We start from the raw sequence: 14,114 nt of genomic DNA, 5'->3' as shown, positions 1-14,114 counted from the left end.
CGTTACACTACGCAGGCCCGGGGGGGCAGGTGGCGCGGAAAGAATAGCCATGTTACGGATTTTTAATGATTTCAGCCTAAATCTTTGCTTACAGTTTGCAGCGTGCTGTTGCTATTTCGCGATGGCGAAACGGGCGCGGTCACTGCTACATTTGTCATCCCAGAGGTATTGATTGGTGAGAATTCTGGTTACGTTGTTAAGTACAATTCTTTTGCACCGACCTGCGCAGATGCGCAGGTTTTTTTTAGCCGATTTTCAACAACCTCCTTTACTCAAACTCTCGCTCCTGTGTACCCAAACTATCGCTCCTGTGCAATTAGTCATGTAATCTGCCACTACATTTAAGTGCCCGCAGCTTATTCATGACAAAGGGAGTTGCTATGCTATTTGGTTTTTTCCGTACGCTGTTTCGTCTTCTGTTCCGGGTGCGGCTCTATGGCGATCCGCAACCTCTTTCCCAGTCGCGGGTGCTGATTGTCCCAAACCATGTCTCTTTTATTGACGGCATCTTGCTGGCGCTTTTTTTACCCGGCCGCCCGGTTTTCGCGGTCTACTCTTCTATTAGTCGGCAGTGGTATATGCGTTGGCTAAAACCGCTGATTGAATTTGTGCCGCTCGACCCGACAAAACCGATGTCGATAAAACATCTGGTGCGGCTGGTGGAGCAGGGGCGCCCGGTGGTTATCTTCCCGGAAGGGCGCATCTCAGTAACCGGTTCGTTGATGAAAATTTACGAAGGCGCCGGGTTTATTGCCGCAAAATCCAATGCGACGGTTATCCCTGTGCGTATCGACGGTGCCGAGCTGACCTTTTTCAGCCGCCTGAAAGGACTGGTCAAACGTCGTCTGTTTCCGCGTATCAGCCTGCATATTCTGCCGCCAACATCAGTGCCAATGCCGGATGCGCCCCGAGCGCGCGATCGCCGTAAAATGGCGGGCGAAATGCTGCATCAGATAATGATGGAAGCGCGTATGGCGGTGCGCCCTCGCGAAACGTTATATGAGGCATTGCTTGCTGCCCGCTATCGCTATGGCGAGCGGAAAAACTGCATTGAAGATATTAATTTTAAGCCTGATACCTACCGCAGCTTGCTGACTAAGTCGCTGTTTGTCGGCCGAATTCTTGATAAATACAGCGCGCCGGGGGAGACCATTGGCCTGATGCTGCCGAATGCGGCAATCAGTGCGGCGGTGATTTTTGGTGCCTCATCTCGTGGTCGCATTCCGGCGATGATGAACTACACCGCCGGGGTGAAAGGGCTAACCAGCGCGATGACCGCCGCGCGGCTCAAAACAATCTTCACCTCGCGCCAGTTCCTTGATAAAGGCAAGTTATGGCATCTGCCAGAACAGCTCACCCAGGTGCGCTGGGTATTCCTTGAAGACTTAAAAGCCGATGTGACTTTAGCTGATAAGTTGTGGATCTTTGCTCATTTACTGTTGCCGCGCCTGGCGCAGGTAAAACAGCAGCCGGAAGATGCGGCGATGGTGCTGTTTACTTCCGGTTCTGAAGGCAACCCCAAAGGCGTGGTGCACAGCCACAAAAGCCTGCTGGCGAACGTCGAACAAATTCGCACCATCGCTGATTTCACTGCCAACGACCGCTTTATGTCGGCGCTGCCGTTATTTCACTCTTTTGGCCTGACGGTGGGGTTATTTACCCCGCTGTTAACCGGTGCGGAAGTTTTCCTCTACCCAAGCCCGCTGCATTACCGCATGGTGCCGGAGCTGGTTTATGACCGTAACTGCACCGTGCTGTTTGGCACCTCGACATTCCTTGGCAACTACGCGCGTTTTGCCAACCCTTATGACTTCTTCCGTTTGCGCTATGTGGTGGCGGGGGCGGAAAAACTCCAGCAAAGCACCAAACAGCTGTGGCAGGATAAATTTGGCCTGCGCGTGCTGGAAGGCTATGGCGTGACGGAGTGTGCGCCAGTGGTTTCCATCAACGTTCCGATGGCGGCGAAAGTAGGCACCGTAGGGCGTATTTTGCCAGCGATGGATGCCCGTCTGGTGGCCGTTCCGGGCATCGAAGAGGGGGGGCGGCTGCAGCTGAAAGGGCCGAATGTCATGAAAGGTTATCTGCGCGTGGAAAATCCGGGCGTGCTGGAAGCGCCGGTTGCTGAGAATGCGAACGGCGAAATGGAACAAGGCTGGTACGATACGGGCGATATTGTCACATTTGATGAACACGGCTTTTGTATTATCCAGGGGCGAGCTAAACGCTTTGCCAAAATTGCCGGTGAAATGGTTTCGCTGGAAATGGTTGAACAGCTGGCGCTGGGCGTTTCGCCGGAAAAAATGCATGCCACCGTTATCAAAACCGATGCCGCCAAAGGCGAAGCTCTGGTGCTGTTCACCACCGACAGCGAGCTAAACCGTGAAAAACTGCTGCACTATGCCCGCGTAAACGGCGTGCCTGAACTGGCCGTACCGCGCGATATACGCTTCCTGAAACTGCTGCCCGTGTTGGGGAGCGGTAAGCCTGATTTCGTCAGCCTGACAGCGCTGGTCACCCAGCCGGAGAGAGAGAATGCATGATCGTGTTGTGAACAATACCTCTATTTGGTCCAGAGGGATGATGGCCGTTACCGGCGCGCAGTTTTTATCCGCATTTGGGGATAATGCGCTGCTGTTCGCCACCCTTGCGGTGCTGAAACAGCAGTTTTACCCTGACTGGAGCCAGCCTGTGTTACAGATGGTTTTTGTCGGCGCATATATTTTGTTTGCCCCATTTGTCGGCCAGGTTGCGGATAGTTTTGCTAAAGGGCGAGTCATGATGTTTGCCAACGGCCTCAAGCTGCTTGGCGCGGCGGCGATCTGTGTGGGTCTCAACCCCTTCGTGGGGTATCTGCTGGTCGGGATTGGCGCGGCGGCCTACTCGCCGGCCAAATACGGCATTCTCGGTGAGTTAACGACGGGCGAGCGGCTGGTAAAAGCCAATGGCCTGATGGAGTCTTCGACCATTGCCGCCATTCTGCTTGGCTCGATGGCCGGTGGCATCCTGGCTGACTGGAATATTGTGGCGGCGCTTGGCGTGTGCGTGCTGGTCTATGCTGGTGCGGTGCTGGCTAACCTCTACATCCCGAAACTGGCCCCGGCACGCCCAGGGCAATCATGGCGCTTTGCTCCAATGACGCGCAGTTTCTTCAGCGCCACCCGCGTGCTCTGGCAAAGCGGCGATACTCGTTTCTCGTTAGTCGGCACCAGCCTGTTCTGGGGCGCAGGCGTCACGCTGCGTTTCTTATTGGTGCTGTGGGTGCCGGTAGCATTAGGGATTACCGATAACGCGACGCCCACTTACCTGAACGCCATGGTTGCCGTGGGGATTGTGGTGGGCGCGGGTGCGGCGGCAAAACTGGTGACGCTAAAAACCGTGGCGCGCTGTATGCCAGCCGGTATTTTTATCGGCGTTGGCGTGTTGTTCTTCGCGCTCCAGAATGCGCTGCTGCCCGCTTATCTGCTGCTGTTGCTGATTGGTATCATGGGCGGCTTCTTTGTGGTTCCGCTTAATGCGCTGCTGCAGGAGCGTGGCAAACATTCGGTTGGCGCGGGCAATGCGATTGCGGTGCAGAACCTCGGTGAAAATACCGCAATGTTGCTGATGCTGGGATTGTTCTCGCTGGCGGTTAAAACCGGGGCATCGATTGTTGGTATCGGTATCGGCTTTGGCGCCGTATTTGCGCTGGCGATTAGCGGATTATGGGTTTGGCAGAGGCGTCAGAGATAGTTTTTCTCCTCTCCGGCGGAGAGGAGACTTGCACATTAGGGTGCCGGGTAGGTATAAACCCGGTTTACCGCTTCCAGCTCTTCAAGCACGTCTTCATTTAAGTCCAAATACAGGCTTTCAAGATTGGTTTTCAACTGCTCAAGCGTGGTGGCGCCTAACAGCGTGCTGGCGACAAACGGCTGGCGGCGGACAAACGCCAGCGCCATTTGTGCCGGGTCGAGATTATGTCGTTTAGCCACCTCAACATAGGCGGCAACCGCGCGCTGAGTTTGTTCACCGCTGTAGCGCGTGAAACGGCTAAACAGCGTGTTGCGCGCGCCAGCTGGTTTGGCTCCGTTGAGATATTTCCCGGTCAGCGTACCGAACGCCAGGCAGGAGTAAGCCAGTAGCTCAACCCCTTCGCGCTGGGTGATTTCGGCCAGCCCCACTTCAAAACTGCGGTTCACCAGGCTGTAGGGATTCTGAATGGTGACAATACGCGGCAAATCATGTTTTTCCGCCAGCTGCAGATAGCGCATCACGCCCCACGGCGTTTCGTTGGAAACTCCGATGTAGCGGATTTTCCCGGCGCGCTGGAATTCAGTTAGCGCTTCAAGCGTTTCAAGCAGCGTCACCGGCAGCGCATTATCGCTCCATTCGTAGCCCAGTTTGCCAAAGCAGTTGGTGGCGCGCTGCGGCCAGTGAACCTGATAGAGATCGAGATAGTCGGTTTGCAGACGCTTCAGGCTGGCATCCAGCGCATCGCGAATATTTCTGCGATCCAGTATCTGATTAGGGCGAATACCTGCGTCGTTGTTGCGACTCGGGCCGCTCACTTTCGAGGCGATAATCAGCTTTTCACGATTCGCACGCTGTTTTAACCAGTTACCGACGTAGGTTTCGGTTAGCCCCTGGGTTTCCGGGCGGGGCGGTACTGGGTACATCTCAGCCACATCAATCAGGTTAACGCCCTGGTGAATGGCGTAATCAAGCTGTGCATGAGCGTCGGTTTCGCTGTTTTGCTCACCAAAGGTCATGGTTCCCAGCCCTAGCGTACTTATTTCAAGAGCGCTGTGGGGGATACGATGATATTGCATAGCCGCTTTCCTTATTCTTCGGTCTTATCGGCCAGCAGGCTGCCCGATAAAAATGGACTATCAACATGGCAGAGGGAAAGCAAAAGAGGAAGAGGGGCGGCGAAGAAAAGTGTGGCAGGCCAGCATGGCGCTGACCTTTATTCGTTAACGCTCAATGATTTGTGAAACATCGTCACGGTTGATTTGCATTTCATTGCCTTGCGGATCGCGATAGCTCACCAGGCCGGTATCATCATCAACCTGGGGTTTTCCATCGGTCAGGATCATTCGACCATCTTTGGTCGCCATCACGTAATCGCTGCTACAACCTGAAACCGCAAATGCCAGACCGACAGCGGAAATCAGAACGGCCCATTTTTTCATCGTTATTCGCCTCGTGGGGTATGGAATGACATCTATAGTCTAGTAATAACCCAGCAAAGTGGAGAACGTAAGCAGTAAATTCTTAAAAGGAACGCGGGGGAAGCGGAAAAATTCCCCCGGGAGGGTTACAGCGGGTTCTTTTTGTTGCGGACCAGATTCAGCGTTTCGACAGCAATTGAGAAGAACATCGCAAAATAGATGTAGCCTTTCGGCACATGAATATCGAAGCTTTCAAGAATCAGGGTAAAGCCCACCAGCAGCAGGAATGACAGCGCCAGCATTTTTACCGACGGGTGGCGTTCGACAAAATCGCCAATCGGTTTCGCGGCAAACATCATCACCATCACGGCAATGACCACGGCGGCCATCATAATGAAAAGATGATCGGAGAGGCCAACGGCGGTGATCACCGAATCCAGGCTGAAAATAATATCCAGCAGCATGATTTGCACGATAGCGCCGAAGAAAGAGTGAACGTTGGTTTTTATCCCTTCCTCTTCCCCTTCGATAGACTCGTGGATCTCTTTGCTTGCTTTCCAGATTAAGAACAGCCCGCCGAGCAGTAAAATCAGATCGCGCGCCGAGAACTCATGGCCCATAACGCTAAACAGCGGATGGATCAGGTGCGTCATCCAGGCGATTGAGGCCAGCAATACCAGTCGCATAATCATCGCCGCACCCAGGCCCAGACGGCGGGCCTGCGCCTGCTGGGCTTTCGGCAGCTTCGCCACCACCAGCGAAAGGAAGATGATATTGTCGATACCCAATACGATCTCCAGAATCGTCAGGGTGCCTAGCGCCATCCACGCGTTAGGATCGGTAATCCATGAAAATAACATTAAAAAAATCCTGCCAGAAATGGGGAAAACGTCAATTATAAACGCCAGCCTGGAACGGGGCGCAAGTTAAATGAAGTCACAACGAGAAATGACGGGCCAGCAGCGCCGCAGTAAAGTTCTTTTTCAGATAAAAACCGCGCGGTAGCGTCAGGATGGGGGAGCCATCGGCGCCCACGGCATGGGTCAACGCTCTACTGTTGGCCGCTTTGGGGCGCAGCTGCAGCACTTCTCCGTGGCGAGCGGTGATGCGCTCGACTTGGCCCAGCACAATCAAATCCATCAGCTCTTCCCAGTCCTGGCGTAGCTGGCGCTCTTCGGCTGGGGAAGGCGCCCACAGCAGCGGCGAGCCAATATGGCGTTCGGCAAGGGGGATTTGCCGCTCCCCTTCAACCGGTACCCACAGGACGCGTTTTAATTTATGGCGCACATGGCTGGTTTCCCATACCACACCGGTATTACCCGTGAGCGGCGCGACACACACAAAGGTGGTTTCGAGTGGACGACCAAGACGGTCAACCGGAATGGTTTTTAGCTCAATCCCCAGGGCGGCGAAATCTTGTTCGGGTTTACTCCCGGCGCTGGCCCCTAGCCAGAGTTCGAGCAACACGCCGATCCAGCCTTTATCGCGTTTAAGATCCTTTGGGATCGGCAAACCCGCCAGGGCTGCCAGCTCACCTAAGGTATAGCCTGCCAGCTTCTGCGCCTGGGCCAGCAAAATCTGTTCGTTTTCTGGAGGGTGAAGTAAAGGACTAAGAGTTTGCATGCTGCCTGCTGGTCAAAAAATAGACGTGTTTTACCCACAGTGTGGAAATAGTTTAGCGCGTCGGGGATAAGAATGACAATTAACTGATTTTTCATCATTTTTATCGCCACAATTTGCCATTTATCGTTGCTGCAAAAACCTTTTCCCATTCTGGTCACCGGCAATGAACAGGATCTTACACCGGGTTATCCACAGAAAAATGGGATAACTGGTAAAAAAGCTCACTACTGGTTCGATTTACAGCCTTGACTGGGGGGTAAATCCATTTTTTCACCAGATTGTGACTAACTTGTTGGCACAATCTGTGGATAAAAACCGCATTGGTCGATCTTTCGTCAGTGAAAGATCTTTGCATGTGACGATCATCACATTACTTAGCAAAGGGTGAATGGTTTTTTGTTTATTTTATTGAATACATTATATATTTTATTTCTTATTTTTGTGGGGTAAGCAGACTTATCCTAAGTTGTCCCGCGTGTATAAGGTAGTTCTTCACAGTTATATCCACAGAAAAAGTGAATAAACTGCCGGGCTGTCGATCGCCAATGTTTATAACTCGGTCATATTTTGTGAGTTATTCAACCGTTATTCCTTTTACCGGCGGTGACACAGTGGTTTACCGCCTGTCGCTTGTATGAAACAATCGCCCTAATCTAAGTTTGTTTTGAGGTAGTCCGGTGATCGATGATGATGGCTACCGCCCGAATGTTGGTATCGTAATCTGTAATCGGCAGGGTCAGGTGATGTGGGCCAGGCGCTTTGGTCAACATTCCTGGCAGTTTCCGCAAGGTGGCATCAACCCTGGCGAATCTCCGGAACAGGCCATGTACCGGGAGCTTTTCGAAGAGGTGGGTCTGCAGCGTAAAGATGTGCGCATACTCGCCTCGACCCGAAACTGGTTACGTTACAAGTTACCTAAACGTTTGGTGCGTTGGGACACAAAGCCGGTTTGTATCGGCCAGAAACAAAAATGGTTCCTTTTGCAGTTGATCAGCTCCGATAACGATATCAATATGCAAACCAGCAGTACCCCAGAGTTTGATGGCTGGCGTTGGGTGAGCTACTGGTATCCGGTTCGTCAGGTTGTCTCCTTTAAACGCGATGTTTATCGTCGGGTGATGAAAGAGTTTGCAAGCGTTGTTATGCCGCTGCAGGAAGTTGCGCCACCACGTAATAATGCGCCTGCATGGCGACGTAAAAGAGGTTAAGTCACGCCAAAAATGCTCACCCGTCTGCGAGAAATAGTCGAGAAGGTTGCCAGCGCTCCGCGCCTCAATGAGGCGCTGGATATTCTGGTTACAGATATCTGCCTTGCGATGGACACCGAGGTCTGCTCGGTTTATCTCGCAGATCATGACCGGCGTTGCTTTTACCTGATGGCGACGCGCGGCCTTAAAAAGCCGCGCGGCCGTACTGTGACTCTCGCCTTTGATGAAGGCATCGTCGGCCTGGTTGGGCGTCTTGCGGAGCCGATAAACCTTGCGGATGCGCAGAAGCACCCTAGCTTTAAATATGTTCCTGCCGTTAAAGAAGAGCGTTTTCGCGCCTTCCTTGGGGTGCCTATCATCCAGCGCCGTCAATTGCTGGGGGTGCTGGTGGTCCAGCAGCGGGAGCATCGCCAATATGATGAAAGCGAGGAGTCCTTCCTTGTCACGCTAGCCACACAGATGGCCGCGATCCTCTCTCAATCACAGCTAACCGCCTTATTTGGCCAGTATCGCCAGACGCGTATTCGTGCGCTGCCTGCGTCTCCCGGCGTGGCGATTGCTGAAGGCTGGATGGATTCGACTCTCCCGTTGATGGAGCAGGTGTCCGAGGCTTCGACGCTGGATACCACGCTTGAGCGCGAACGTCTGACCGCCGCCCTTGAAGAAGCGTCTAACGAGTTTCGCCGCTACAGCAAACGCTTTGCCGCGGGAGCGCAAAAAGAAACGGCCGCCATTTTTGACCTCTATTCGCACCTGTTAACCGATGCCCGGCTTCGACGTGAACTCTTCGAAGAGGTGGACAAAGGCTCGGTTGCCGAATGGGCGGTTAAAAAAGTTATCGAAAAATTTGCGGAACAGTTCGCAAGTTTAAGCGACAGCTACCTGAAAGAACGCGCGGGCGATCTGCGCACGCTCGGCCAGCGCCTGCTATTCCATCTCGATGACACTATTCAGAGCCCAAACACCTGGCCTGAACGCTTTGTGCTGGTGGCCGATGAGTTATCTGCCACCACCCTTGCTGAGCTGCCGCAAAACCGCCTGGTTGGGGTGGTGGTGCGTGACGGGGCAGCCAACTCACACGCCGCAATCATGGTGCGTGCGCTGGGTATCCCAACCGTGATGGGAGCCGATATTCAGCCTTCGGTCCTGCACCGCCGTACCCTGGTTGTTGACGGCTATCGGGGTGAACTGCTGGTTGACCCGGAAACGGTGCTGCTGCAGGAATACCAGCGGCTTATCACCGAAGAGAATGAACTCAGCCGCCTGGTGGAAGACGACGTTGATAGCCCGGCGGCGCTGAAAAGCGGTGAGCGCGTGCAGGTGATGCTCAACGCGGGTCTGAGCCCGGAGCATGAACAACAGCTTGGCGGCCGTATTGATGGGATCGGGCTATACCGCACCGAAATCCCCTTTATGCTGCAAAGCGGCTTCCCGTCCGAAGAGGAGCAGGTCGCGCAGTATCAGGGCATGCTGCAGATGTTTAATGAAAAACCGGTCACGCTGCGCACCCTGGATGTCGGTGCCGATAAGCAACTGCCTTACATGCCTATCAGTGAAGAAAACCCATGCCTGGGCTGGCGCGGCATTCGCATCACGCTCGATCAGCCCGAGATTTTCCTGGTGCAGGTGCGAGCCATGCTGCGTGCCAATGCGGCAACCGGTAACCTGAGCATTCTGCTGCCGATGATCACCAGCATCGACGAGATAGACGAGGCGCGTCGCCTGATCGATCGCGCCGGGCGTGAAGTGGAAGAGGTGCTCGGCTACGAGCTGCCAAAACCGCGTATTGGCGTGATGGTTGAAGTCCCTTCAATGGTCTTTATGCTGGGGCATCTTGCCAGCCGGGTGGACTTTATTTCGGTGGGCACCAACGACCTGACGCAATATCTGCTGGCGGTCGATCGCAACAATACCCGCGTCGCCAGCCTGTATGACAGCCTGCACCCGGCGATGCTGCGCGCGCTGAACCATATTGCGCAAGAAGCTGAACGCCATGCTATCGACCTGTGCCTGTGCGGAGAAATGGCGGGCGATCCCATGTGCGTTGCGCTGTTAGTGGGGATGGGCTATCGCCATTTATCGATGAACGGCCGCTCGGTGGCCCGCGTCAAATACTTGCTGCGCCATATTAGCCTTGAGGAGGTGCAACAGCTCACCCAGCGCAGCCTTGAAGCTCAGCTGGCCACAGAAGTGCGCCATCAGGTGGCATCGTTTATGGAACGGCGCGGAATGGGTGGTTTGATTCGCGGCGGGCGCTAAGACGCTCGTCGTTTCCGCATCTTCCCGTGCTCTTACATATCTTTTACAACTTCACCGACTTAACCCGGGTGGCCTTTGTGCTATGATCCGCTGCTTTCGGAGCGCATCCGCACAGATGCGTACTTGCAACCCATCGTCGGCTTTCGGTGGGGTAACAATGGTTTGTGGTGACAGATGAATAGTGGCTATCTGCATTTCCCTGAATTTGATCCGGTGATTTTCTCCATCGGGCCAGTCTCTCTGCACTGGTATGGCGTGATGTACCTGGTCGGCTTCGTGTTTGCCATGTGGCTTGCCGGCCGTCGTGCTAACCAGCCAGGCAGCGGCTGGACGAAAAACGAAGTCGAAAACCTGCTGTATGCGGGCTTCCTTGGGGTATTCCTCGGCGGGCGTCTTGGGTATGTCTTCTTCTACAATCTGCCCGCGTTCCTTGCCGACCCGCTCTACCTGTTTAAAGTCTGGGATGGCGGCATGTCCTTCCACGGCGGCCTGGTCGGGGTTATCTGCGTGATGATCTGGTTTGCGCGCCGCACCCGCCGTTCGTTCTTCCAGGTTGCTGATTTCATTGCGCCACTGATCCCATTTGGCCTCGGCGCTGGCCGCCTGGGCAACTTTATCAATGGCGAGCTGTGGGGGCGTGTCGATCCCAACTTCCAGTGGGCGATGCTGTTCCCGGGCTCGCGCAGTGAAGATATCGGCCTGCTGGCGACCCATCCTGAATGGCAGTCGCTGTTTAATACCTACGGTGTCCTGCCGCGCCATCCTTCCCAGCTTTATGAAATGGTGCTGGAAGGCATTGTGCTGTTTATCATCCTTAATCTGTTTATTCGTAAGCCACGCCCGCTGGGTGCGGTATCCGGCCTGTTCCTGATTGGCTACGGCCTGTTCCGCATCATTGTTGAATTCTTCCGCCAGCCGGATGCCCAGTTTACCGGCGAGTGGGTTCAGTACATCAGCATGGGGCAAATCCTCTCGATTCCGATGATTGTCGCGGGTGTGATTATGATGGTTTGGGCCTATCGTCGCCGTCCACAGCAGCAGCTTTCGTGAGGAAATATGCAACAGTATCTTGATTTGATGAAACATGTGCTGGAAAACGGCACGCCAAAAGATGACCGTACCGGCACCGGCACGCTGTCGATTTTCGGCCATCAGATGCGCTTCAATCTGCAGGATGGTTTCCCGCTGGTGACCACGAAACGCTGCCATTTACGCTCCATCATTCATGAGCTGTTGTGGTTCCTGAAAGGGGACACCAACGTGGCCTGGCTGCATGAGAATAACGTCTCTATCTGGGATGAATGGGCAGATGCAAACGGCGACCTCGGCCCGGTATATGGCAAACAGTGGCGCTCATGGGCCACCCCTGATGGCCGCCATATCGACCAGCTAACCACGGTGATTAACCAGCTTAAAAACGACCCTGATTCGCGCCGCATTATCGTTTCGGCCTGGAACGTGGGTGAACTGGATAAAATGGCGCTGGCCCCTTGCCACGCGTTCTTCCAGTTCTATGTGGCGGACGGCAAGCTTTCCTGCCAGCTGTACCAGCGCTCGTGCGACATCTTCCTCGGCCTGCCGTTTAATATTGCCAGCTATGCGCTGCTGGTACATATGATGGCGCAGCAATGCGACCTGCAGGTGGGGGATTTTGTCTGGACCGGTGGGGATACCCATCTGTACAGCAACCACCTTGAACAGACGCGTCTGCAATTAACGCGTGAGCCGCGCGCGTTGCCAAAGCTGGTTATCAAGCGTAAACCTGAGTCGCTGTTTGACTACCGCTTTGAAGATTTCGACATTGAAGGCTACGATCCGCACCCTGCGATCAAAGCGCCAGTCGCCATCTGACGGCTGCGAGCCTGCCATAACCGGTGCCATTTGCGCGCCGGTTTTTTTTTGCCTGAATATCGCCTTTACGAGCCGCTTTCCGGCTCTTCTGCAATTTATCGTAACGGTAAAACTCTGCTTCGGGCTGCCCCGAAAAACGCAAACTTGCCGCTCGCGCAGAATTTTCCCGCTGGCACACTGCGGTGATGAAAACCAAACAGTATGGCTTTAGCCTGATCGAAATAATGGTGGTGATGGTCATCGTGGTCATGCTTAGCGCAGGCGGCGTGTATGGCTGGCAACAATGGCAGCAGCAACAGCGCTTGTGGATGACCAGCCAGCAGATTCGTAACCTGCTCGAACAGCTGCGCAGCGACGCGAACTGGCATAACCACGACCATTTATTAACCGTGAGCCGCACGGAAAAAAAGTGGTGTCTGACAAGCAAACTGGTTGTGGTGAATGCTTGTGGCTCTGGCAAGCGCTGGCAGCTGCTCCAGCCTTTTGCCGATGTTGAGATCGCAGAGATAACGCCAGGCATCGGGTTTTACGGGCTGAGGAATACCGCCTGGCCGGGCCATATTTTATTGCAAAGCCCGGCGGGGCAGTGGCACGTGGTGCTATCCGCTCAGGGAAGAATACGCCTCTGCGAGGTTAACGGGAGTCACAAATGCAGCTAAATCAGCAGGGATTCACCTTACTGGAAACGCTTATCGCCATGACATTAAGCAGTATCGTTCTGCTCGGCGCCGGCCGGTTATTTCCAGCCCTGCAGGGAGCCATATTGCTACAGTACCAGCGAGAAACCCTGCAGGAATCGCTCTGGCAGCTGGCGTTCAGTCTCGGAAAGCAGCTCCAGCGCGCAGGCTATTGCCATGGAACTTGCCAGGGTGAGGGGCTGGTTCTGGGCAAAGAAGGGGGATGTGTTCTGCTGCAATGGGACGGCAACAGCAATGGACGCTGGGAACCCCCAGGTCATGCTGAAACCGAGCGGGCTGGTTTTCGTCTCAGCGGTGGCAATCTGGAAGTGATGCGCGGGGCAACCAGTTGTGAAGGTGCAGGCTGGGAGAAAATCTCCGATCCGGCAATGATGGTCATTCGGTCATTCTCGGTAACCCGACAGGCGCGGCTTTCAATGCCGCCATTATTAATTATTAGTCTGGCTGCCACCTTTAAAAACGGACAGCACCCGGTGTCAACGCGGCATATCGTTGTAGGATACAACCTGTGAACCATCGCGCCGAAAGAGGAAATATCACCCTTGGGTTTATCTTGCTGCTGTTTGCCTCAGGGATATTAATGCTCGGCGGAGTGCAGCAGCAGTTAAGCCACCAGCGGCATCTGGTCGGCAGCGAAGTGGGGTTTATTAAGCAATACGCGCAGGCACTCTCTGCTCAGGCCTGGGGAAGCCAGCTATCCTGGCAGCCGCGGCTCGGCTGGCAGTGCCAGCAGGAGCCAGAAAAAGGCTGGCAGGCCTGTGTCGTATCGGACGCGAAAAATGAAGTGCTGATGGCGGCGCGGGGGATGTTTCCGGGGCCAGCCGCGCCGCTGACCTTATGGCGCTGGGGGAGGATAGAGCATTCACAGTGGCTTTCCGCACCTCATGGCTGGCTGGATTTTTGCCCCTTAGCCGAGGTGTCCCAATGTCTGTTACCCCAGTGAAATCATTACAGCATGGGTTCAGTATCATCGAAGTGCTGTGCGCGATGGTGCTGTTTTCAGTTGTTATGCTGGCTTTATTGGGGTATCACCGGGCGCTACAGCAGGGCTTTCAGTCACAGTGGCAAACGCGAATGCTGTGGCGTTTAGCGCTGGAGATGAGCGAACCTGACGCCCCATTGCCAACCCGGGCATGGAAAGTCAGTCAGCAGCAGACATCGGCGGCGGGATGTGTCAGCATCACCGTGACGATTACCAGCCCGGGTGGGCGGAACGGGCAGCTGTCGCGGTGGTATTGCCCACAAAAATAGAAACGTCAGGAGCAGAAGCTTGCTGACAAACAAGGAAAAAGCGTGGTTTTCCCTTCCTTGTGGCGATCGGCCGAAAA

14 protein-coding genes and 1 pseudogene are annotated in these 14,114 nt (G+C 54.5%); 10 read left to right on the top strand and 5 right to left on the bottom strand.

The features are described from left to right. Positions 1 to 380: 380 nt before the first annotated feature. Together aas and lplT are read left to right on the top strand one after the other, a co-directional pair. Positions 381 to 2,540, top strand: coding sequence for a bifunctional acyl-ACP--phospholipid O-acyltransferase/long-chain-fatty-acid--ACP ligase (gene aas / locus EHN07_RS11085; protein ID WP_124024202.1), 2,160 nt, complete (start codon positions 381 to 383; stop codon positions 2,538 to 2,540). Further along, positions 2,533 to 3,729, top strand: coding sequence for a lysophospholipid transporter LplT (lplT, locus tag EHN07_RS11080; protein ID WP_124024201.1), 1,197 nt, complete (start codon positions 2,533 to 2,535; stop codon positions 3,727 to 3,729). Before aas ends, lplT begins: the two co-directional genes overlap by 8 nt. 35 nt (positions 3,730 to 3,764) lie before the next feature. Here lplT and EHN07_RS11075 read toward each other — a convergent pair whose 3' ends face one another. From EHN07_RS11075 to EHN07_RS20655, 5 genes and pseudogenes are all read right to left on the bottom strand, one after another. Next, positions 3,765 to 4,805, bottom strand: coding sequence for an NADP(H)-dependent aldo-keto reductase (locus EHN07_RS11075; protein ID WP_124024200.1), 1,041 nt, complete (start codon positions 4,803 to 4,805; stop codon positions 3,765 to 3,767). Between the two features lie 144 nt (positions 4,806 to 4,949). Continuing rightward, on the bottom strand, positions 4,950 to 5,168 hold the full coding sequence (locus EHN07_RS11070; RefSeq protein ID WP_124024199.1) for a YgdI/YgdR family lipoprotein: 219 nt from the start codon (positions 5,166 to 5,168) through the stop codon (positions 4,950 to 4,952). Positions 5,169 to 5,293: 125 nt separating this feature from the next. Continuing rightward, positions 5,294 to 6,007, bottom strand: coding sequence for a TerC family protein (locus tag EHN07_RS11065; protein WP_124024198.1), 714 nt, complete (start codon positions 6,005 to 6,007; stop codon positions 5,294 to 5,296). Positions 6,008 to 6,083: 76 nt separating this feature from the next. Continuing rightward, the gene (gene mutH / locus EHN07_RS11060; RefSeq protein ID WP_124024197.1) at positions 6,084 to 6,770 is read right to left on the bottom strand and encodes a DNA mismatch repair endonuclease MutH; all 687 of its coding nucleotides are present in this window, start codon (positions 6,768 to 6,770) and stop codon (positions 6,084 to 6,086) included. Between the two features lie 150 nt (positions 6,771 to 6,920). Further along, positions 6,921 to 7,007 (bottom strand): annotated as a pseudogene (locus EHN07_RS20655) (hypothetical protein); the annotation flags it as partial. 440 nt (positions 7,008 to 7,447) lie between these two features. On the opposite strand from EHN07_RS20655, the gene rppH reads away from it, so the two are divergent. From rppH to EHN07_RS11020, 8 genes are all read left to right on the top strand, one after another. Continuing rightward, a complete protein-coding gene (gene rppH / locus EHN07_RS11055) occupies positions 7,448 to 7,978 on the top strand; it encodes an RNA pyrophosphohydrolase (RefSeq protein ID WP_034457550.1) in 531 nt (176 codons plus the stop codon). A 12-nt stretch (positions 7,979 to 7,990) separates the two neighbouring features. Then, positions 7,991 to 10,237, top strand: coding sequence for a phosphoenolpyruvate--protein phosphotransferase (gene ptsP, locus EHN07_RS11050; protein WP_124024196.1), 2,247 nt, complete (start codon positions 7,991 to 7,993; stop codon positions 10,235 to 10,237). A gap of 174 nt (positions 10,238 to 10,411) precedes the next feature. After that, the gene (lgt, locus tag EHN07_RS11045; protein ID WP_124024195.1) at positions 10,412 to 11,287 is read left to right on the top strand and encodes a prolipoprotein diacylglyceryl transferase; all 876 of its coding nucleotides are present in this window, start codon (positions 10,412 to 10,414) and stop codon (positions 11,285 to 11,287) included. Between the two features lie 6 nt (positions 11,288 to 11,293). Further along, positions 11,294 to 12,088 (top strand): thymidylate synthase, encoded by a 795-nt coding sequence (gene thyA / locus EHN07_RS11040; RefSeq protein WP_124024194.1) that lies wholly within the window; start codon positions 11,294 to 11,296, stop codon positions 12,086 to 12,088. 185 nt (positions 12,089 to 12,273) lie between these two features. Next, positions 12,274 to 12,747 (top strand): prepilin peptidase-dependent protein, encoded by a 474-nt coding sequence (locus tag EHN07_RS11035; protein WP_124024233.1) that lies wholly within the window; start codon positions 12,274 to 12,276, stop codon positions 12,745 to 12,747. Beyond that, positions 12,738 to 13,298 carry a prepilin peptidase-dependent protein gene (locus EHN07_RS11030; protein WP_124024193.1) on the top strand — a complete coding sequence of 187 codons (561 nt, stop codon included), beginning with the start codon at positions 12,738 to 12,740 and terminating at the stop codon, positions 13,296 to 13,298. The genes EHN07_RS11035 and EHN07_RS11030 overlap by 10 nt, the downstream gene beginning before the upstream one ends. After that, complete coding sequence (locus tag EHN07_RS11025; protein ID WP_124024192.1) at positions 13,295 to 13,729, top strand: DUF2509 family protein; 435 nt, start codon at positions 13,295 to 13,297, stop codon at positions 13,727 to 13,729. Before EHN07_RS11030 ends, EHN07_RS11025 begins: the two co-directional genes overlap by 4 nt. After that, positions 13,711 to 14,037 (top strand): prepilin-type N-terminal cleavage/methylation domain-containing protein, encoded by a 327-nt coding sequence (locus EHN07_RS11020; protein ID WP_124024191.1) that lies wholly within the window; start codon positions 13,711 to 13,713, stop codon positions 14,035 to 14,037. Before EHN07_RS11025 ends, EHN07_RS11020 begins: the two co-directional genes overlap by 19 nt. Positions 14,038 to 14,114: the final 77 nt, after the last annotated feature.

The sequence above is a fragment of the Buttiauxella warmboldiae genome, assembly GCF_003818135.1.
Lineage (GTDB): Bacteria > Pseudomonadota > Gammaproteobacteria > Enterobacterales > Enterobacteriaceae > Buttiauxella > Buttiauxella warmboldiae.
Note: the sequence above shows the minus strand (reverse complement) of the source record. Positions and strands in the feature narration are given on the sequence as shown.